Genomic DNA, 20,337 nt, shown 5'->3' on the forward strand with positions numbered 1-20,337 from the left:
CAAACTTTCGCTACCATAAATGAATAGTCTTATTTCAAGATAAGGGGGCGATTCACATTCGTGTATTTAAACAATTATCATGGTTTTTCAAGCTTGAATGGCGAACGTATGCGCTCGGGATCGTGCTGCTCATGTTCGTCGCCGCACTCGAGCTCGTACCGCCACGCATCATCGGCCGCATCGTCGACGAGATGAACGAAGGGTCGCTTGAGCGAAACCTATTATGGCTCCTCCTCGGTGGACTCGCAGCCGTCGGGATTGGCAACTATGTCGCGCGCTTCTTCTGGCGCTACTTCATCTTCGGTGCCTCGATTCGGCTCGGGCGATTGCTCCGGAGCCAGCTCTATCGACATTTCACCGATTTGGATCAACGGTTTTATAAGAAGTCCCGTGTCGGCGATTTGATGGCCCACGCGACGAACGACGTGCAAGCCGTCTCGATGACGGCCGGTGCCGGGATTTTGACGCTCGTCGACAGTGTGACGATGGGGACGTTCGTCATCATCACGATGGTGACGACGATCAGTTGGAAGTTGACGGTCGTCGCGCTCTTACCGCTACCAATCATGGTCGCCTTGACGACACGTTACGGAAAGTTACTACATAGCCGCTTCGGCGTCGCGCAGGCGGCGTTCTCGGAGCTAAACGACAAAGTCCAAGAGAGCGTCAGTGGCGTCCGTGTCTTAAAGTCGACCGGGGAAGTCGGGCGTGACGTCGATTCGTTCGAGACGCTCTCGGACGAGGTCATGGCAAAGAACGTCCGCGTCGCCAAAATCGACGCCCTGTATGACCCGACCATCTTCGGTATCGTGGGGTTATCGTATATCCTCTCGATCGGTTACGGCGCATACTTGATTGAACAAGGCGAACTGACAATCGGACAAATCGTCAGCTTCACCGCTTACCTCAGTTTACTCACGTGGCCGATGCTCGCCTTCGGCTGGCTATTCAACATCGTCGAACGTGGTCGCGCTTCATACGACCGAATCGAGCGTATGCTCGCCGTCAAACCTGAGATTCAAGACGATCCGGTCGCGGCGACGAAGCTCGCGCACTCGGAGGTTGAGGCGGACATCCGTTCGTTCGCCTATGACGAACATGCCGTCCTTACAGACGTCTCGTTCCGGCTCGAACGTGGGAAGACGCTCGGCGTGGTCGGTCGGACCGGTTCCGGGAAGACAACGCTCGTCCGTCTGTTGACGCGTGAGTACGATGTGAGCGAAGGGAAAGTCAAAATCGGGGGCATCAACATCCGACAAGTGCAGAAACAGGTCCTGCTCGAGCGGGTCGCGCTCGTCCCGCAAGACCATTTCTTATTCTCAGACTCGATCGCAAGCAACATCGCGTTCGGTCGCCCGGACGCAAAAATGGATGAAATCATGGAGGCGGCGAAAATCGCAGAGGTCCATGACGACATCATGCGCCTCCCGGACGGATATGCGACGCTTGTCGGGGAACGCGGCGTCACGCTGTCTGGCGGACAGAAGCAGCGTATCTCAATCGCGCGGGCGCTCATGGTCGAGGCGGACGTGCTCATCCTCGATGATGCGTTATCTGCCGTCGATGCGAAGACAGAGGAAGCGATTATCGACCATTTTCGAACCGGCAATCCGGATCAATCGCGTCTCATTGTGGCGCATCGACTGTCGGCCGTCGAACATGCGGACGAGATTCTCGTCCTCGAAGCAGGACGCGTCATCCAACGGGGGAGTCACGCCGACTTGATTCGACAAGACGGTTGGTATAAAGACACGTATGATCGTCAACAGCTCGAGGCGATTGTAGAAGGAGGTGGCCATCATGAAGCATGATATTCAGGAATGGGCGGTCATCAAGCGGCTACTTGGCTATACGAAACGGTATGGTCGACCGCTCGGCCTCGCGTTCGTCTTCCTGTTGCTCGCGACAGGCGCGAAGCTCGCCGGACCGTTTTTAATCAAGGTGTTCATCGATGAGTTCGTCACGCCGGGCGTCTATCCGACGAACTGGGTCGTCACACTTTTCGTCGTCTATATGGTGCTCCACGTGTCGGCGATCGTATTCGATTATTTGCAGTCCATCTCGTTTCAAAAGATTGCGCTCAAAATCGTCCAAAACATCCGAATCGACATTTTCAAACATGTGATGGGAATGCGTCTCGCCTACTTCGACCGGACCCCGGCCGGCGTGCTCGTCTCCCGGATCACGAATGACACGGAAGCCGTCAAAGAGTTGTACGTCGGTGTCATGAGTACGTTCGTCCAGTCAGGGGTGCAGTTGCTCGGGACGTACATTTTCCTTTACATCCTCGAGCCGACGCTCGCGACGATGGGGCTCGTGCTCGTCCCGTTGTTTTGGCTCATCATCTGGGCGTACCGCCGATACTCGACGAAGTATTTCGCGCAAGTGCGCGATTTGTTGTCCCAATTGAACGCCCAATTGAACGAGTCGATTAACGGCATGGGCATCGTGCAACAGTTCCGTCAAGAAGAGCGGTTGATTCGCCAGTTTGAAGAGACGAACGAAGCGCATCAAGAGGCGCGTTACCGCAACTTGAAGCTCGATAGCATGTTGCTGCGCCCGATCATCGAACTGCTGCTCGCCTTCTCGATTATCGGTCTGCTCGGCTACTACGGTGTCTTGTCGACGACCGAACAAGTCCAAGTCGGGGTCGTCTATGCGTTCATCAGCTATATCGAACGCATCTTCCGCCCGGTGCTCGATATTATGCAACGGTTGAGCGAGTTCCAACAGGCCGTCGTCTCGGCCGACCGCGTCTTCAAGATTCTCGACACGGACGAGCCGGCCCCTGGGAAGAGGCTTCCGGGAGAAGCGGAAGTCGTCTCGGGAGAGGTCCGCTTCGACAACGTCACGTTCAGTTATGACGGCGAAGTCGACGTGCTGAAGAACATCTCGTTTGTCGCAAAGCCAGGGGAAACGGTCGCGCTCGTCGGCCACACCGGCAGCGGGAAGAGCTCGATCATCAACTTGCTGACGCGGTTCTATCCGTATCAATCCGGTCAAATCACGATTGATGGACAACCGATTGAACAGTTTGAAGAGGCGGAACTACGGGACAAGGTCGGCCTCGTCCTTCAAGACCCGTTCTTGTTCACGGGGACGATTGAAGACAACTTGAAGCTGTTCAATCCTTCGATTGATTCGGACCGGGTGCGCGAGGCGGCCGAATTCGTCCAAGCCCACACGTTCATCGAAAAACTAGATGCCGGCTACGGTCATCAAGTCGGAGAACGCGGGGCGACGTTCTCGAGCGGGGAGCGGCAGTTACTCGCTTTCGCCCGCACTGTCGCGCGGGACCCGAAAATCCTCATCCTGGATGAGGCGACGAGTTCGATCGATACGGAAACGGAAGAACGCGTCCAACTCGCGCTCGACCGGATGCGTCGCGGACGCACGACAATCGCGATCGCCCACCGACTCTCGACAATTCAAGATGCGGATTTGATTCTCGTCTTACATCGAGGGGAAATCGTCGAGCGAGGCAACCATCAGGCGCTGCTCCGCCAGGACGGACTCTACAAGAAGATGTACGAGTTACAGTCCGGTCAACGTCTGATGTCATAAAATTGAAAAGATACCGTTTGCGTATCGAGTTTCCAAAAAAAGCTCGTCCCTCATGTCGAGGGACGAGCTGTTGTGTTCAACGAATCAATTGTTCTTCCGGGTGTTTCAATAGGACGTGCCGTGTAATCAACGTATCTAATTCCTGGCTGATATGAATCACTTCAGGAGACGTCCAACTTTGTTGCGACGCGATTTCGTATAGTTCATCGCGTTTTTGTTCAATGGCATGGTGTAAGTTTTCAGCTGTGATGACCGCCACTTTGTTTCCCCCATCGTTATAAAATAGAAACTGGCATACTTGAATATCCAAATGTTAGCATCTAACTCAACGTATGACAAGTTTCATTTCCATGTCAAACATTACAAAAAAAAGTGACACTTACCATAAACAAAAGATACGAGCATTTTGAAAAGGTTTTCGCTATAATGGGGCTGAAAGGTGGAAGATCGCATGGAAGTCACTCTATGGCTCGCTTTTGGGGCGGGCGTCTTATCATTTTTATCTCCGTGTACACTCCCGCTTTATCCCGTCTTCTTGTCCTATATTACCGGAGTATCGGTCTCTGACTTGAAGAATGAAGGATTGCGGCAACGGAAAGCTTGGTTTCATACATTCGCGTTTTTGTTCGGGTTCTCGATCGTCTTCCTCGTCCTCGGACTATCAACCTCACTGATCGCCGACGTCTTTATCCAGTATAAGGACAGCTTGCGCATGTTCGGCGCCATCCTCATCTTCGTATTCGGTGTCTTTTTGGCGGGGATTTGGCAACCGAGCTTCATGATGCGGGAGAAAAAGCTGTCGTTCGGGGAACGGAAGAGCGGTTATTTCGGTACGGTCTTGATTGGAATCGGTTTTGCGGCAGGGTGGACACCGTGCACAGGACCGATCCTCGCCGGGGTCATCGCGCTCGCGGCATCGAATCCGAGTCAAGGGATGGGCTATATGCTCGCTTACGTCATCGGCTTCGCGATTCCGTTCCTCATCATGGCCGGTTTTGTAGGGAAGATTAAATATTTGGCAAGAAACAGTGCGACCGTCGCCAAATTCGGCGGCTATCTCATGATGGCGTTCGGCGTCTTGTTATATTTTGATGGTATGAACCGATTCGCTGCGTGGATGAGCGAACTCGTCGGCTTCACCGGATTTTAAAGGGGTTGACCATATGTCGATATTTTGGGGATCGACCATCGTCGCGTTGCTCATGGGGCTCGTAGCAAGTTTCGTTCGGGTCAAAGCCTCGGCCTATCCGACGAACGCGAAGAAGATCTTAATCCCGCCACTCGCGATGTCGACCGGGATGCTCCAATTTCTCGTTCCCGCTTTTCGGCTCACGTGGCTCGAGGTCGGAGAGGCGCTTCTCGTCGGTTTGATTTTTAGTGTGTTCCTCATCAAGACGTCAAACTTCGAGAAACGGGACGGGGAAGTCTATCTGTCCCGTTCGAAAGCCTTCTTCATCGTCGTTTTCGTCCTGCTCGCCATCCGGACCGCGATGAAGGCGTTCATCGGGGCGGAAGTGAACATCTTCGCGACGGGCGGACTATTTTACTTGATCGCCTGGGGCATGATCGTGCCGTGGCGAATCGCGATGTATCAAAAGTACAAACAGATCATGGCCACATGAAAAGCGTACCTGATGATGAAATCAGGTACGCTTTTTTTAGTCTGCTTTCGAGGCGGCAGCTTCCGTCTCGGCATCGATGCCGGTGTTCGCCTTTACGAGAATCCGTTCATAGTTCCCAATCGCTTCGTCAGACTTGGTCAAATACGTCCCGACGATCGCAGCGAGGAAGCCGAGCGGAATCGAGACGATCCCCGGGTTCGTGAGCGGGAAGAGGGCTTCGCCGATAAAGATAGCGGAGCCGTCTGGCGCCCAAATGTTCGGACTGATGGCGACGAGGAACAAGGAAGAGAACAAGCCGACGACCATCCCGAAGATGGCACCACCCGTGTTGAACCGTCGCCAGAAAATCGTGAAGAGGATGACCGGCAAGTTCGCACTCGCCGCGACAGCGAACGCGAGCGAGACGAGGAACGCCACGTTCATCGACTGGGCGAAGAAAGCGAGGCCCATCGACACGACGGCGACGGCGACCGAAGCGATGCGAGCCGCAGCCACTTGTTCTTTCTCCGTCGCTTCGCCTTTACGGATAATGTGACCGTAAAAATCGTGGGCAAACGCGGAGGCGGCCGACAAGACGAGACCGGCGACGACAGCGAGGATCGTCGCGAAGGCGATCGCGGCGACGAAGGCGAACAATAAGTCTCCGCCGAGCACTTGTGCGAGGAGCGGAGCGGCCATGTTTCCGGCCGGGTTGGCAGCGATGATGGCGTCAGACCCGACGAAGGCGGCGGCACCAAAACCAAGGAAGATGGTCAATATGTAAAACGCGCCGATGACCCACGTCGCATAGACGACCGATTGACGCGCGGTCGGTGCATCTTTGACCGTAAAGAAACGGATCAAAATATGCGGGAGACCGGCCGTCCCGAGGACGAGCGCCAAGTTAAGCGAAATCGTATCGAGCGGTAGTTTGAACTTGTTGCCCGGATTCAAGAAGCTCTCACCGAGCGGGGTCGCCTTGCTCACTTCCGAGAACATCTTGAAGACGGAGAAGTCGAACTTGGCGAAAACGAGGAACGAGATGATGGCCGTCCCGATCATCAAGAGGACTGCCTTCGTAATTTGAACCCACGACGTGGCCGTCATCCCACCGAAGACAACGTACACCGTCATCAAAATTCCGACGACGACGACGCTCGTCGTGTAAGGGATGCCTAGCAATAGCTCGATGAGCGCACCGGCGCCGACAAGTTGGGCAATCATGTAAAAGATAGAGATGACGATAGCGTTCATCGCGGCGACGCCGCGGACGCGCGGCTTGTTGAAGCGAGCGGCAATCATGTCGGCCATCGTGTATTTCCCTAGGTTTCGAAGCGGCTCGGCGACGAGATATAAGACGACGAGGTACGCGACGAGAAACCCGATTGAATAGAAGAATCCGTCGAAGCCGGCGAGGGCAATCATTCCGGCAATCCCGAGGAACGAGGCGGCTGACATATAGTCCCCGGCGATGGCGAGACCGTTTTGAAAACCGGTCAGTCCGCCGTCGGCCGTATAAAAATCGCTGGCCGTCTTCGTTTTTCGGGCGGCAAAAAATGTGATGACGAGCGTCAATCCGACAATGGCGAGAAACAAGAGTACGGCAGTCAAGTTCATCGTGTTTCCTCCTGCTTAATTTGTTCGACGAGCTCATCGAAGCGACGGGCGCGTCGGCTGTAGAGGACGCAGAACGTCCATGTCATGAAGAACTGAGCGAAGGCGAGTACCCACGCCCATGTGATGTACCCGGCGACTTGATTGTTTAAAAATGTAAAATAACTCGTCGAAACCGGTAACGTAAAATAAAAGATAAGTGAGAAAATAATCGATGGGAGAATGAAGCGGTTCTTCTCCCGCATGAGTTGAATGAACGTCGGACTCTCGACGATCGCCTCAGCAGAACGGCTACTCTCGGTCTGGGTTGCTTGCGTGACGTCATGCATAAGTGTACCTCCTTCATATTCGAGATACGTACATTATAGAAACGACAATAAAGGAAAAGCTATCCATTTTTTCACTACTGAAATCCAAACGTTATACTAATATTGGTCATACCAATTTATTGTAAGCGTTTTCAATATTGTCTAAATGTTGAACGTTATTCTATAATAATTAATACCGGAAAAAATAGTTCTTTAGACTTACTAGTCGTATGGCACAATTTACAAACGATGCCATACAAAAAGTCCTCGAAATCGAGGACTACTGTTGGAAATAGTGTTTGTATCTCGTCCAGTCGATCTGTTCTTGCTCGAGCGCTTTCTTTAAAAACTTGTGGTCGCGTTTTGGCGTTGCTGCGATATACCCTTTCACGACGAGTTCGGTCGTCATCTCGTTCGCCCGCGATTCGAGCGCGAACTGTCCGATTTTACCGGCGATTTTCCGAATCGCGACGTCACGGAACAGTTCCGGCACCGGCGTGACGAGCCGGTCCAACAGTGTGCGCGTCTCTGGCGTCCACATGTGCCGGGTGCGGTCGATATAATCGTCTTCGATATCGAGCAGGGACAGCCCGTCCTCTTTTGGCATCCGCTTTAAAAATTTGCGGAACATGAAAAATCCACCGATCGACATTAGACCGATCATCACGAAACCCCAAAAGACAATGAAATACATGACCAGACTCTCTGGCATCGTCTTTCCCCCGTTCTATTTACAGTCATTCAAACTTAGTATACAAAAAACTGTTCGATTGCAAAAGTATCCGCTTTGACTCAGGATGGACGAACGGGACACATTTCGTTAAAATAGATAGCGTTGCAAAATGAACGAATCAGGAACGTCTTGAATCAGAAAGGATCACATATATGAGCCAATTGAAACACGAAGTAGAAAAACGTCGCATCTTCGGTATCATCTCCCACCCGGATGCCGGTAAGACGACTTTAACAGAAAAACTCCTCCTGCACGGAGGGGCCATCCGTGAAGCGGGGACGGTCAAGGCCCGCAAGAACTCAAAACACGCCAAATCCGACTGGATGGAAATCGAGAAGCAGCGTGGCATCTCGGTCACATCTTCGGTCATGCAATTTGTCTATCAGGACAAAGTTGTCTCGATCATGGATACGCCGGGGCATAACGATTTCGGTGAGGACACGTATCGCGTTTTGACGTCGGTCGACAGCGCCGTCATGGTCATCGATGCCGCGAAGGGGATTGAGACGCAGACGAAGAAACTGTTCCAAGTTTGCCGCATGCGTGGAATTCCAATCTTTACGTTCATGAACAAACTCGACCGCCAGGCGAAAGATCCGCTCGAGTTGATGGAAGAACTAGAAGAAGTACTCGGTATGCCTTCAGTCGCCGTCACTTGGCCGATCGGTAGCGGGATGCAGTTCGAAGGGGTGTATGACCGCATCAAGAACGAAGTTCATTTGTTCCGAGGCGACAAGTCGACGCTCACGCTAAACGAAGACGGTGTGAACGACCCGGTGCTCGCCGACTATTTGACGGAAGAGAACTTGACGAACTTACGTGATGAGATTGACCTGTTAGACGGTGCCGGCAACGAGATTGACGTCGAGGCGATTCAACACGGGAAATTGACGCCGGTCTTCTTCGGGACGGCCCTCGTCGATTTCGGTGTCACGTCGTTCCTTAATCACTACCTCGACATGTCACCGGCGCCAGAAGCACGCAAATCGAACGTCGGTCCAATCGACCCGACGTCAGAAGAGTTCAGTGGCTTCGTCTTCAAAATCCAGGCGAACATGAACCCGGCCCACCGTGACCGCATCGCGTTCGTGCGCATCTGTTCAGGCGTGTTCGAGCGGGGCATGGATGTGACGCTTACGCGGACGGGCAAGAAAATCAAGCTCAGTCAATCGACACAGCTCATGGCGAACGACCGGGAAACGGTCGACAAAGCGTTCGCTGGCGACGTCATCGGGATTTACGATTCGGGCACGTATCAAATCGGGGACACGATCACGACGGCGAAGCAAAAGATTGCGTTCGAGGCGTTGCCGACGTTCCCGCCAGAACTGTTCATGCGTGTCTCGCCAATCAACTCCCTCAAGTCGAAGCACTTCCACAAAGGGGTCGAGCAGCTCGCGCAAGAAGGTGCGATTCAAGTGTATCGCAACGAATATAACGAGATTTACCTCGGTGCGGTCGGCCAACTCCAATTCGAAGTGTTCGAGTACCGATTGAATAACGAGTATGGTGTCGACATCCGCATGGAGCCGGTCTCTTACAGTGTCGCACGTTGGGTGAAGGACAAGGAATTGAAGGCGCTCAAGCCGTTTCAGGACTCACGTAACATGCTCGTGACGGACCGCTGGGAACGCCCGGTGTTCTTGTTTGCCAATGAATTCACGTTCGACCGCTTCAAAGAGCGTTACGAAGACGAACTCACGCTCGTCGATGCGCTCGACGTGAATGCGGAAATCGGTGTAGAGTAAGTTCGGCTGTCAAAGCGATTCCGTTATGGAGTCGCTTTTTTCATGTTCAACCGAAAATGGAATCTTGATAAGTTTTACTTATGACTAATTTGTGACGGAATGTATTTTACGTCACGCGGTCGTTGTATTATGATAAACATGTGATAAGTAAGCGATTACGGCAATTGCCTGCGTCGCCGCTTTCAAAAAGGGGGAAATCGTATGGAACAAACGAACGTGTTAGACGCTTTTTCATCGCGGACAAAGTTCGAGGTGAACGGGCAAGCGTATGACTATTACCGACTTAGAAAACTTGAAGAAGATGGAGTGACTGAACTCAGTCGTCTTCCATATTCGATTCGTGTCTTGCTCGAATCGGTGCTACGTCAACAAGATGGCCGCGGCATCACGAAAGAGCACGTCGAGAACTTGGCTAAATGGGGTACAGCCGAGGTGTCGAAAGATATCGACGTCCCGTTCAAACCGGCCCGCGTCGTCCTTCAGGACTTCACAGGCGTCCCGACCGTCGTCGACCTCGCCTCACTCCGTAAAGCGATGGCTGACCTTGGGGGAGACCCGAACAAGATTAACCCGGAAATCCCGGTCGACCTCGTCGTCGACCACTCGGTCCAAGTCGATGCGTATGGTTTCGCCGGCGCACTCATGAAAAACATGGACATCGAGTTCGAGCGGAACGAAGAGCGCTACAAGTTCTTACGTTGGGCTCAAACGGCGTTCGACAACTATCGTGCCGTCCCACCAGCGACCGGAATCGTCCACCAAGTCAACTTGGAGTACTTGGCGTCGGTCGTCCTCGAGAAGAATGACGGAACGGGCAACGTCGCCTATCCGGATTCACTCGTCGGAACGGATTCGCATACGACGATGATCAACGGTCTCGGTGTCCTCGGTTGGGGTGTCGGTGGGATTGAAGCCGAAGCGAGCATGCTCGGTCAACCGTCATACTTCCCCGTACCGGACGTCGTCGGCGTCAAAATCATCGGAGAAGTCAACCCGGGTGTCACGGCGACCGACGTCGCGCTCGTCGTCACAGAAATGCTCCGGAACGAGAAAGTCGTCGGCAAGTTCGTCGAGTTCTTTGGTCCATCGCTTCACACGATGCCGCTCTCAGACCGGGCGACGATCGCCAACATGGCGCCTGAATATGGTGCGACGTGTGGTTTCTTCCCAGTCGACACCGAGACGCTCAACTACATGCGCACAACGGGTCGCCCAGAAGAATTGATCGACCTCGTCGAAGCGTACTCAAAAGCGAACGACTTATTCTATACACCGGACCAAGCCGATCCGTCGTTCACGAAGACGCTCACGCTCGACTTGTCGAAAGTTGAGCCGTCGCTTGCTGGACCGAAACGTCCACAAGACCGCATCAACTTATCAGACCTTCAGACGGCATTCGTCGACAGTGTGACGGCACCAGCCGGACACAGCGGCTTCGGACTTGAAAAAGCTGAGCTTGAGAAGACGACGGCGGTCAACTACACAGACGGCGCTGTCGACATGCGTACGGGTGACGTCGCGATCGCAGCCATCACGAGCTGTACGAACACGTCAAACCCATACGTCATGGTCGGAGCAGGACTTGTCGCGAAGAAAGCCGTCGAACGCGGTCTCACGGTTCCAAAGTTCGTGAAGACGTCGCTCGCACCGGGCTCGAAAGTCGTTACCGACTACCTCGACAAAGCCGGCCTCACGCCGTACCTCGACCAACTCGGTTTCAACACCGTCGGTTACGGATGTACGACATGTATCGGAAACTCGGGTCCACTCGACCGCGAAGTCGAAGACGCGATCACATCGAATGATTTGCTCGTCTCATCGGTCCTCTCGGGGAACCGTAACTTCGAAGGCCGCGTCCACCCGCTCGTCAAAGCGAACTTCTTGGCGTCACCGCCACTCGTCGTCGCGTACGCGCTCGCTGGATCGGTCAACTTCGACATCATGAACGAGTCGTTCGGAACAGACAAAGATGGCAACGAGGTCTTCTTCAAAGACATCTGGCCATCAAACGATGAAATCAAGATGGTCGTTCAAGACGTCGTCTCACCGGAAGCGTTCCGCAAAGAGTACGATACGGTCTTCACGGGCAATGAGCGTTGGAACGCGCTTGACGTGCCAGAAGGCAACTTGTATGACTTCTCGGACGACTCGACGTATATCCAAAACCCGCCGTTCTTTGAGAACCTCGAGCCGGAAGCGGGAGAAGTCCATGCGTTGAACGGCCTCCGCGTCATCGGGAAGTTTGGCGATTCGGTCACGACCGACCACATTTCACCAGCCGGTGCGTTCTCGAAGACGACTCCAGCTGGACAGTACCTTCAGTCGAAGGGCGTCGCACCGCTCGACTTCAACTCGTACGGCTCACGCCGTGGGAACCACGAAGTCATGATGCGCGGCACGTTCGCGAACATCCGCATCCGTAACCAAGTCGCACCAGGCACTGAAGGCGGCTTCACGACGTACTGGCCGACTGGCGAAATCATGCCGATGTACGATGCGGCCATGAAGTACAAAGAGCAAGGCACAGGCCTCGTCGTCTTCGCTGGAAACGACTACGGTATGGGCTCGTCGCGTGACTGGGCAGCCAAAGGAACGAATCTTCTCGGCATCCGTGCCGTCATCGCGCAAAGCTTCGAACGGATTCACCGCTCGAACCTCGTCATGATGGGCGTCTTGCCACTCCAGTTCATGGACGGGGAGTCAGCCGACTCCCTCGGACTCACAGGCGAAGAAGCGATCGACATCCAAGTCGACGAGTCGGTCCGCCCACGTGATATCTTGAACGTCAAAGCAACGCATGAGAACGGCACGGTGACCGAATTCAAAGTCATCGCTCGGTTCGACTCTGAGATTGAAATCGACTACTACCGTCACGGCGGCATCCTACAGATGGTCCTTCGTGACAAATTGAAGTAAACATGTTGACCTTCCTTTGAAAAAAGGAAGGTTTTTTTTGTGAATGTGCGGAATTAAGGTGAGAGGCCCATCCATATCGGGAACAGGATGAGGAGAGGGGGGAGTGTATGGAGCGACAGACGAAATCAGGGAAAAGCTGGTGGCAACGTTTGATGCAAAAGGAAGAGGTCGTAGAGCGTGACGTCGACATCACGCTACCGGAACTCAGACAGGCGATTCATGAGTACGAACAGACGCTACCGAAAGGGGTCAACCGGACCGTCTTACTCGATGATACACAAGAAATCGACTTGACGCGGTTGAAGCGGCATCTGCCCGGCAAACCGAGACAGCGGTTTTTCATGTCGAAAGAGACGTTTTATATCGTTCCAGAAGAGGAGCGGGACATCATTTATGAGATGGACCAAGTCCAACGGGCACTCGACCTGTACATGGAACAAGAACAGAAATTACCGCTCCGCAAGTTTCAACAGACGATGCAACTCGATTTGGCACGTCTACGAGAAGGCGGTTATTTGAAAACGCTACCGAAGCGCCCGTATTATGTCGTTGATGAGACGTTGATTGTCTCGCTCGAGCCGAAACCACCTGAGTGACGTTCACGTTCCGTCACTCTTTTTGGTTTCATTCAATACAGGTCGAGCAGTTGTGGAGGGTTTACAAAGTATGTTACGGTGGAAAACGTATATGAAAATAAGAAAATTGAATAGGAGTGACTACTAATGAAAAGGAAAAGCCAAGTGACGACCGTTTTCATCGTTTCAGCTATCATCACGGTCTTGTTCACGATTTGGGGCATCTTTCCGGAACGCCTCCTTGGCAACGCCAGCCTATTGAACGTGACGACGACCGTTCAAGGATGGCTCTCGAACGGCATGGGCTGGTTTTACTTGCTCAGCGCGACCGGGATTTTGCTCGTCGCCGTCTTTTTAATCTTCTCGCGATTCGGCTCGATTCGGCTCGGAAAAGATACGGATCGTCCCGACTTCGGTTATTTGACGTGGTTCGCCATGCTGTTCAGTGCCGGGATGGGAATCGGACTCATCTTCTGGGGGGCGGCCGAACCGCTCCTCCACTTCCACAGCCCGCCATTCGAATCACCGACTCCTGAAGGCGACGCTCGTACCGCGATGCGCTACGCGTTCTTCCATTGGGGCTTCCATCCATGGGCGATTTACGCGATGATCGCACTCGCCATCGCCTACTCGACGTTCAGAAAAGGACGTCCGGCGACAATCGGAGAGACAATCGGGTCGCTCGTGAACGATCGTTATGAACGTCCCGTTAAACAGACAGTCGACATCCTCGCGGTCATCGCGACGGCATTCGGTGTCGCGACGTCGCTCGGGTTCGGGGCGCAGCAAATCGCAGGGGGTCTTCACTATTTGATTCCAAGCGTACCGAACGCCTTCTCGACGCAACTGATTATCATCGCTGTCGTGACGGTGCTCTACATGATCAGCGCCTCGACTGGCCTCGAGAAAGGGATTCGGATTTTAAGTAATACGAACATCTTCCTCGCCATCGTCTTGCTCGGGGCGACGCTCATCGCCGGACCGAGCGCGTTCATTCTCGACCTGTTCACCCAGACGATTGGGACGTACGTCCAACAGTTGCCGTCGATGAGTTTCCGGACGGCCGCACTCGAACCGGTCGAACGCGAATGGATTAACGGCTGGACGATCTTCTATTGGGCATGGTGGATCTCGTGGTCACCGTTCGTCGGAACCTTCATCGCCCGTGTCTCAAAAGGACGGACGATTCGCGAGTTCATTATCGGGATTTTACTCGTACCGACGTCATTCGGGTTGCTTTGGTTCTCTGTGTTCGGCGGGTCAGCCATCTGGGCAGACTTATTCGGTGGACAGAACTTGATTACGGCCGTCAATGAGATTGGAACGGAAGTCGGATTGTTCGCCTTGTTTGAAACGTTCGGCGGATTCGGTACGGTGCTCAGCATCATCGCCATCTTCCTCATCTCGACGTTCTTCATCACCTCTGCCGACTCGGCGACGTACGTGCTCGGGATGCTCACGACGAACGGAAAGTTGATTCCTCCGATGCGTATCAAATTGACGTGGGGCTTCATCCAGTCCTCGATCGCAGCCGTGCTTCTATATGCCGGTGGACTAAGCGCCTTACAAGCAGTCGCGATTCTCGTGGCGTTCCCGTTCATTTTCGTACTGATCTTCATGATCATCGCATTGTTCAAAGATTTGTCAGATGAACCGGATGAACGTGACAAATGGATCGATGCATATAAAAAAGAAGAAGATAAACTGAGTTGATGCAACAGGGGTCTCGAATGAGGCCCTTTTTTGGTCGTAAATATTTTGCATGACCTCCACGCTAGTGTAGGATAGTAAGTGAAGCATAATGGGAGGGCATGAGATGAAACAACAAATGAAAAAACGTCTGAGCTGGGTGATTGGAGCCGGGATTCTCATCATCGGTGCCTTGCTCATCTACAACCTTTATTCATTATTCAACTTTACGGATGACGAAGGCAGAGAGAACCGCACGGAGCCATTCTACACGTCAGTCATCATCGGCTATGAAGAGAAAAAGCTACCGACTGAAGGCGAGACACTAGAGGTACGCGACTACCTCGTCACATATGATGAAAACGGACACTTCGTTTCGGAAGTCGTCTCAGGTCCGAACGTCGGAGCGATGGCGGAATGGGACGGCTCGATTTACCGCGAGTTGAACCCTGAAGGGGAAGAGACGATTCGTCAAGAGACGACGTCAGGCGCGGTCGCGCCACATCCGTTCCTGTCACGGGCGACGAACGAACAGATCCGGCGATGGCTCGATGACGGCTCACTCGGTTCGAGTGAAGGCGATGTCGAGATAATCGGGCGTACCGCGCAAGCGTTCGTGAAGACGCAAACGGCGGAATCCGTGCCGACTGAGTGGAGCGAGAAGTACCCTTCCATCTTCAGCGAAGAAGAGAACGAGGAAGCGGTCACGTATTACATCGATGCGAACGAACGAATCTTACTCGCCGCAGAGTCACGAAACAACGGTAACTTGTTCCACTCGATTCGCATGACGTCTTTTGAATCACGATAAATCGGCTAGGAGCAGACTCATACGTCCGCTCCTTTGTCGTCTGAAAGGAAGAATGGAATGAAACAAATCAACTTGGACCAGGTACAAGCGGACTTATCGCGTTGGGAGACTGGCGAAACCGTCGACGAGGCCGCTTTATTATCTTACGCCCATTGGTCGCGGGCCACTGGACAACGTGACGAGTTGGTACGTACGTTGACGCTCCTCGCGACGAGACGATTTCGGGAGACGGAGACGATGGACCCGCTCCTTAACCGTTGGATGAAAGAACTAGAATCGATGCACGCGTTGCCTGCAGAGCTCCGTGTCAGTCAATTGAATGAAAAGTTACGTCGTTTCCGGCAAACGCTCCAAATCGAGTGGCCGACACTTCGTGAGGCGGATTACGCCTCCATGAAAGTGCAAATCTTGACGGACTATGAAGCGAAAACAACGAGTCTACTTGAACAGCTAGATCAACTCCACGAAGAAATCGAACGGGCAAAGTCGGACTTGCGCGATTCAGAGTTCAAGCATCAGCTCGAGCAATTGTCCGACGCTGTCGTCGACGCGACACAGGAAGTCGCAGCGCTCGAGGACGATACGGCATCGCTTCTCGCTTCGATGCAAGGCAACTATTTCAGTCGCGAGGCGTTCCGTCGCTTCAATGAGCGCGTCACGACCGTAAAGTCGAGAATCGGGACGATTGTCGGGCTATTGCCGGAACAAAAGCGTGAAACGAAGTCGAGCGGGATTGAGAAGTTAGAGACGATGATCGGCTTGACCGACATTAAAGCCCGGGTCAAATCGTGGTATCGCTTTTTACTGTTTCAACAGGAGCGAGAAAAAGCCGGCTTCTCATCGGTTCATCAACCGTCGCTCCATCTCGTCTTCACCGGGAATCCAGGGACGGGCAAGACGACGCTCGCTCGGTTGATGGCTGAGATTTACTTTGAACTCGGACTTCTCAGCCGTCCTGACGTGATTGAAGCCGATCGCTCGAGCCTTGTCGGTGCGTTCGTCGGCCAGACGGAAGAACAAGTCATGAATAAAGTGAAAGAAGCGGAAGGGGGCGTCTTATTCATCGATGAGGCATACGCACTGAAGCGACAAGATGCGAGCGGGAGCGACTATGGACAAGCCGCGATCGATACACTTGTCGCCGCGATGACGAGCGGCGAATATGCCGGGAAATTCGTCGTTATCCTCGCCGGGTATCCGGAAGAGATGCGTCACTTCCTCCTCGCCAACCCTGGCCTCCGGTCCCGGTTTCCAGAGTCGAACCATTACGAGCTACCGAACTATTCCGACGAAGAGCTTATCGCGATCGGTGAAAAAGTGGCTGATGAGAACAATTACGTCCTTACGGCCGAAGCAAAACGGGCGCTGCTTGCGAGACTAGATCGACAGCGTGTCGATGCGACGTTCGGGAACGCGCGCACGGTTCATAACATCTTGCTCGATGCGATGTTCCAAAAAGGATCTCGCTTCGGTGCGAACGCACCACTTGATGAGATGGCGATATTGACCGAACTTGATTTCGTTGAGCCTCAGTCTGAAGAGGACCGTGCGCTTTCTGTTGATGACCTTGTCGGCATGGCGGAAGCAAAACGACAGCTTAAGGAAATCGAGGCGCTCATCACCGTTCAAAAACGCCGACGTGAGCTCGGACTGAAGACGGCGCCAGTCGAACTTCACGCGACACTCGTCGGCAACAGCGGAACCGGAAAGACGACGTTCGCCCATTTATACGCGCAGTTGCTGAAGAAAGCGGGCTATCTGAAGCGTGGTCATTTGAAAGTCGTCAGCCGAGCCGACCTCGTCAGTGGGTACGTCGGTCAGACGGCTCAGAAGACGAAAGCCGCAATTCGTGACGCGCTCGGTGGTGTGTTGCTCATCGATGAGGCGTATAGTTTAAGTGGGGGCCCGAACGATTATGGCAAAGAGGCGATTGACACGCTCGTGGACGAGATGCCGAAACACGGGGAGAACTTGGTCGTCGTGCTAGCCGGTTATGAGGCACCGATGCGTCGATTGATTGAGTCGAACCCGGGCCTTAGCAGTCGGATTAAACGGAGCATTCACTTCGAGGACTATTCGATTGCCGAGCTTGTCGAGATTGCCATCCGCTACGCTGAGAAGTTCGGCTATGTGTTGGACGAGGAGGCCCGTCGAGAAATCGAGAACCGAATTACACAAATGGACCGCCCGAACGCCCGAATGGCGTTATCACTGATTGACGAGGCCATTGCCAGACAGTCGTATCGACTCATTGCTCAAGACGTGGCAGAAAGTGACTTCAATCAATTATTAGCAGTAGATATTAGTACCAAGTTATAATACAATGGAATGGAAAGCGAGGACGATACTGATGCATACGATTCAAATTCCGGTTCGTTACCAAGAGACTGACATGATGGGAATCGTCTACCATGCGAACTATCTCGTCTATTTAGAGATAGCAAGAACCGAGCTCCTGCGAGAACTTGGTGTCGAATATAAAGACATGGAACAGGCAGGATTTGTCTCACCGGTCACGAACGTATCGGTCGATTACAAGAAGAGCGTGACGTTCGGCGACACGGTCCACGTCCGAGTGTGGGTCGACACGTACTCTAAAATTCGTACCGTTTACGGCTATGAATTAACAGATCAGGACGGTCATTTGGTCGGGACTGCGAAAACGACACATGTCGTCGTCAAACAAGGCGATTTTAAACCGGTCCGCCTTGACCGAGAGTTTCCAGAATGGCATGAGATGTATATGCGTGTCATGAGCCCCGTCTCATAACAGTGCTTCTTTTGTACCGTCAGTATGGTATCATATCTTGACGGTATTTTTTTGTATATAGAAAGGGGAAGATCGCATGCGAAAACCATCGCAATGGATGGTGTGCTGCGCCTTGACGCTCACGTTGGTGGGCTGTAATCCGAATGAACAACCTCCAACGAATGAACCGACGGAACAACCGGTCGTGACGGAGGAACCGACCGCGCCAGAAGAGGCACCGGAATCAACTGACGATGCCTCCGATACACCAGAACCGGAAGTGGCAGAAGAGCCAACGACCGAAGAAGAACCGGCCACAGAAACGCCAGAGGATTCAGCCCCAGTCGAAGAGGCGCCCCCGGTCGAACTCGTGCCGAAAGAACCGCTTGAGACGGAGGGACAGGCCAATTTGGCACTCGGCACGCTCATCCTCGTCAATAAACAAATCGCGCTTCCGAGCAACTATAAACCGCAAGACCTCGTGACCCCGAACATCGCTTTCGTCGACTCGGCGACGGGTGACCGTCGCATGCTTCGTCAAGAGGCGGCGACCGGAATCGAGGGACTCATGGCTGCCGCGAAATCGGCAGGGATTGACTTGAAAGGGACGAGCGCTTTCCGCTCTTATGACTATCAAGTTCAGCTCTTCAACGCGTACGTCGCCCGCGATGGTAAAGAACAAGCGATGAAATATTCAGCGCCACCGGGTCATTCTGAACATCAGACCGGACTCGCGATTGATGTCTCGAGCGCCTCGGTCGGGTATCAGTTGACGCAAGGACTCGAGCAGACGAAAGAAGGCAAGTGGCTTGCCGACAACGCCCATAAGTACGGATTTATCGTCCGTTACCAGCGGGCTTTTGAAGATGAGACGGGTTATATGTATGAACCGTGGCATCTACGTTACATCGGGGTAGAACACGCAACGAACGTCAAGCAGATGAACGTCCCGTTCGAACAATACCTCCAGCAATTAATGGACTAAGGGGAATTGCGATGCCTTATTTAACAGAGATTTTCATTGTATTGATCAGTTATGTGCTCGGGTCGATCCCGTTCGCGCTCATCATCGGCAAGCTCGGCTATCGGGTCGACGTCCGTGAACATGGGAGCGGGAACCTTGGGACGACGAACACGTTCCGTGTGCTCGGCAAACGGGCCGGAACGCTCGTCTTGCTCGGGGATATGGGGAAAGGGCTCGTCGCCGCGCTGCTCCCGCTTTTATTCGGGAGCGACATGAGTCTGCTGTTGGCCGGAATCCCGGCCATCATCGGCCACTCGTACCCGGTGTTTGCAAAGTTCAAAGGGGGCAAGTCGGTCGCGACGAGCGCCGGCGTCTTGTTGGCGGCCTTCCCGTGGTTTTTCCTCGTCGTCGTCACGACGTTCGTCGTGACGCTGCTCGTCTCGAAGATGGTGTCGCTGTCTTCGATGGCGGCGTCCGTCGTCGGACTCGTGACCGTGATCGCGTACGGCATCATTGCGCGAGATTTGTTGCCGCTCATTGTCATCGTGCCGCTCGCCTTGTTCATCATCATCAAGCACCGCTCGAACTGGCAACGCATTCGTTCTGGGACCGAGCCGAAAGTGCCATTGTTTCAAAAGCGAAAATAAGGCGAATACGGAGATGGATCGTTCAATGACCTCCATCTCTCGTGTCCTCGATTCTTAGGAGGCTGGGACATAACTCAGTAGATTTATAACAAAGAGGCCCCCGGGAGCGACTTGTTCGCTCCCGGGGGCCTCTTGTCATTTTTATGGGTTCGTGCACACATTTTGGACTAAACAGATAGGGGCGACCTCTGATAAAGTTAAAGTGACCAAACCATAACTTTGGAGGTGCCCCCATGTACAAAGAGTATACCATGAACCAATTGGTTTTGCCCCTAGATTTAGAAGTCCGTCTCCAGGAAAACGATATCGCCTTCGCCGTCCACGATCTCGTCGAACAGATCCCCGACGAGGCCTTCGAGCCGTTCTGGCGAACGACGGGCTGCCCGGCCTATCATCCGCGCATGATGATGAAGATCGT

The 20,337-nt window shown here is 53.4% G+C and carries 18 protein-coding genes; 14 read left to right on the forward strand and 4 right to left on the reverse strand.

All coding sequences use genetic code 11. The annotated features are described in order from the left end of the window. The first annotated feature begins 56 nt into the window (after positions 1-56). Positions 57-1,811, forward strand: a complete 1,755-nt coding sequence (locus KNP76_RS04765) for an ABC transporter transmembrane domain-containing protein (protein ID WP_214843118.1) — start codon at positions 57-59, stop codon at positions 1,809-1,811. Further along, on the forward strand, positions 1,801-3,564 hold the full coding sequence (locus tag KNP76_RS04770) for an ABC transporter ATP-binding protein (protein WP_214843073.1): 1,764 nt from the start codon (positions 1,801-1,803) through the stop codon (positions 3,562-3,564). The genes KNP76_RS04765 and KNP76_RS04770 overlap by 11 nt, the downstream gene beginning before the upstream one ends. Positions 3,565-3,640: 76 nt before the next feature. On the opposite strand, the gene KNP76_RS04775 is transcribed toward KNP76_RS04770, so the two are convergent. Beyond that, entirely contained in the window at positions 3,641-3,823 is a 183-nt protein-coding gene (locus tag KNP76_RS04775) for an aspartyl-phosphate phosphatase Spo0E family protein (protein ID WP_211779369.1), read from the reverse strand. 192 nt (positions 3,824-4,015) lie between these two features. On the opposite strand from KNP76_RS04775, the gene KNP76_RS04780 reads away from it, so the two are divergent. Further along, positions 4,016-4,714: a cytochrome c biogenesis CcdA family protein gene (locus tag KNP76_RS04780; protein ID WP_211779370.1), complete on the forward strand. Its 699-nt coding sequence runs from the start codon at positions 4,016-4,018 to the stop codon at positions 4,712-4,714. 19 nt (positions 4,715-4,733) lie between these two features. Continuing rightward, positions 4,734-5,186: a CcdC family protein gene (locus KNP76_RS04785; RefSeq protein WP_034805147.1), complete on the forward strand. Its 453-nt coding sequence runs from the start codon at positions 4,734-4,736 to the stop codon at positions 5,184-5,186. A gap of 36 nt (positions 5,187-5,222) precedes the next feature. Here the strand turns inward: KNP76_RS04785 and KNP76_RS04790 are convergent, their stop codons facing one another. The 3 genes from KNP76_RS04790 to KNP76_RS04800 all read right to left on the reverse strand — a co-directional run bounded on the left by KNP76_RS04790 (position 5,223) and on the right by KNP76_RS04800 (position 7,799). Further along, on the reverse strand, positions 5,223-6,782 hold the full coding sequence (locus KNP76_RS04790) for a solute symporter family protein (RefSeq protein WP_034818246.1): 1,560 nt from the start codon (positions 6,780-6,782) through the stop codon (positions 5,223-5,225). Next, a complete protein-coding gene (locus tag KNP76_RS04795) occupies positions 6,779-7,108 on the reverse strand; it encodes a DUF485 domain-containing protein (RefSeq protein WP_034804984.1) in 330 nt (109 codons plus the stop codon). The genes KNP76_RS04790 and KNP76_RS04795 overlap by 4 nt, the downstream gene beginning before the upstream one ends. Before the next feature lie 259 nt (positions 7,109-7,367). After that, a complete protein-coding gene (locus KNP76_RS04800) occupies positions 7,368-7,799 on the reverse strand; it encodes a DUF2621 family protein (RefSeq protein WP_034804980.1) in 432 nt (143 codons plus the stop codon). A gap of 173 nt (positions 7,800-7,972) precedes the next feature. Here KNP76_RS04800 and KNP76_RS04805 point away from each other — a divergent pair, with 173 nt between their 5' ends. From KNP76_RS04805 to KNP76_RS04850, 10 genes are all read left to right on the forward strand, one after another. Further along, entirely contained in the window at positions 7,973-9,568 is a 1,596-nt protein-coding gene (locus KNP76_RS04805) for a peptide chain release factor 3 (RefSeq protein ID WP_034804977.1), read from the forward strand. 201 nt (positions 9,569-9,769) lie between these two features. Beyond that, entirely contained in the window at positions 9,770-12,484 is a 2,715-nt protein-coding gene (gene acnA, locus KNP76_RS04810) for an aconitate hydratase AcnA (RefSeq protein WP_214843075.1), read from the forward strand. A 107-nt stretch (positions 12,485-12,591) separates the two neighbouring features. Further along, positions 12,592-13,080: a DUF3939 domain-containing protein gene (locus KNP76_RS04815; RefSeq protein ID WP_251137339.1), complete on the forward strand. Its 489-nt coding sequence runs from the start codon at positions 12,592-12,594 to the stop codon at positions 13,078-13,080. 126 nt (positions 13,081-13,206) lie between these two features. Next, a complete protein-coding gene (locus tag KNP76_RS04820) occupies positions 13,207-14,772 on the forward strand; it encodes a BCCT family transporter (RefSeq protein WP_214843077.1) in 1,566 nt (521 codons plus the stop codon). A gap of 103 nt (positions 14,773-14,875) precedes the next feature. Continuing rightward, complete coding sequence (locus KNP76_RS04825; RefSeq protein WP_214843079.1) at positions 14,876-15,559, forward strand: hypothetical protein; 684 nt, start codon at positions 14,876-14,878, stop codon at positions 15,557-15,559. A 57-nt stretch (positions 15,560-15,616) separates the two neighbouring features. Next, positions 15,617-17,878: an AAA family ATPase gene (locus KNP76_RS04830; RefSeq protein ID WP_214843081.1), complete on the forward strand. Its 2,262-nt coding sequence runs from the start codon at positions 15,617-15,619 to the stop codon at positions 17,876-17,878. Positions 17,879-17,909: 31 nt separating this feature from the next. Continuing rightward, the gene (locus tag KNP76_RS04835) at positions 17,910-18,329 is read left to right on the forward strand and encodes an acyl-CoA thioesterase (RefSeq protein WP_214838516.1); all 420 of its coding nucleotides are present in this window, start codon (positions 17,910-17,912) and stop codon (positions 18,327-18,329) included. Positions 18,330-18,405: 76 nt separating this feature from the next. Then, complete coding sequence (locus KNP76_RS04840) at positions 18,406-19,293, forward strand: M15 family metallopeptidase (protein WP_214843083.1); 888 nt, start codon at positions 18,406-18,408, stop codon at positions 19,291-19,293. Positions 19,294-19,304: 11 nt separating this feature from the next. Continuing rightward, positions 19,305-19,919 (forward strand): glycerol-3-phosphate 1-O-acyltransferase PlsY, encoded by a 615-nt coding sequence (gene plsY / locus KNP76_RS04845; RefSeq protein ID WP_214843092.1) that lies wholly within the window; start codon positions 19,305-19,307, stop codon positions 19,917-19,919. Between the two features lie 233 nt (positions 19,920-20,152). Then, positions 20,153-20,337, forward strand: a 185-nt coding sequence (locus KNP76_RS04850; RefSeq protein ID WP_483298101.1) for a transposase, incomplete at its 3' end; no start/stop codon positions are given.

Source organism: Exiguobacterium sp. s150 (assembly GCF_018618435.1).
Classification (GTDB): domain Bacteria; phylum Bacillota; class Bacilli; order Exiguobacteriales; family Exiguobacteriaceae; genus Exiguobacterium; species Exiguobacterium alkaliphilum.

What these genes read in the sequence shown, in the direction of transcription:
- KNP76_RS04770 (WP_214843073.1), top strand. Translation starts at nt 1,801, where the DNA reads ATGAAGCATGATATTCAGGAATGGGCGGTCATCAAGCGGCTACTTGGC.
- KNP76_RS04780 (WP_211779370.1), top strand. Translation starts at nt 4,016, where the DNA reads ATGGAAGTCACTCTATGGCTCGCTTTTGGGGCGGGCGTCTTATCATTT.
- KNP76_RS04790 (WP_034818246.1), bottom strand. Translation starts at nt 6,782, where the DNA reads ATGAACTTGACTGCCGTACTCTTGTTTCTCGCCATTGTCGGATTGACG.
- KNP76_RS04795 (WP_034804984.1), bottom strand. Translation starts at nt 7,108, where the DNA reads ATGCATGACGTCACGCAAGCAACCCAGACCGAGAGTAGCCGTTCTGCT.
- KNP76_RS04800 (WP_034804980.1), bottom strand. Translation starts at nt 7,799, where the DNA reads ATGCCAGAGAGTCTGGTCATGTATTTCATTGTCTTTTGGGGTTTCGTG.
- KNP76_RS04805 (WP_034804977.1), top strand. Translation starts at nt 7,973, where the DNA reads ATGAGCCAATTGAAACACGAAGTAGAAAAACGTCGCATCTTCGGTATC.
- acnA (WP_214843075.1), top strand. Translation starts at nt 9,770, where the DNA reads ATGGAACAAACGAACGTGTTAGACGCTTTTTCATCGCGGACAAAGTTC.
- KNP76_RS04815 (WP_251137339.1), top strand. Translation starts at nt 12,592, where the DNA reads ATGGAGCGACAGACGAAATCAGGGAAAAGCTGGTGGCAACGTTTGATG.
- KNP76_RS04820 (WP_214843077.1), top strand. Translation starts at nt 13,207, where the DNA reads ATGAAAAGGAAAAGCCAAGTGACGACCGTTTTCATCGTTTCAGCTATC.
- KNP76_RS04825 (WP_214843079.1), top strand. Translation starts at nt 14,876, where the DNA reads ATGAAACAACAAATGAAAAAACGTCTGAGCTGGGTGATTGGAGCCGGG.
- KNP76_RS04830 (WP_214843081.1), top strand. Translation starts at nt 15,617, where the DNA reads ATGAAACAAATCAACTTGGACCAGGTACAAGCGGACTTATCGCGTTGG.
- KNP76_RS04835 (WP_214838516.1), top strand. Translation starts at nt 17,910, where the DNA reads ATGCATACGATTCAAATTCCGGTTCGTTACCAAGAGACTGACATGATG.
- KNP76_RS04840 (WP_214843083.1), top strand. Translation starts at nt 18,406, where the DNA reads ATGCGAAAACCATCGCAATGGATGGTGTGCTGCGCCTTGACGCTCACG.
- plsY (WP_214843092.1), top strand. Translation starts at nt 19,305, where the DNA reads ATGCCTTATTTAACAGAGATTTTCATTGTATTGATCAGTTATGTGCTC.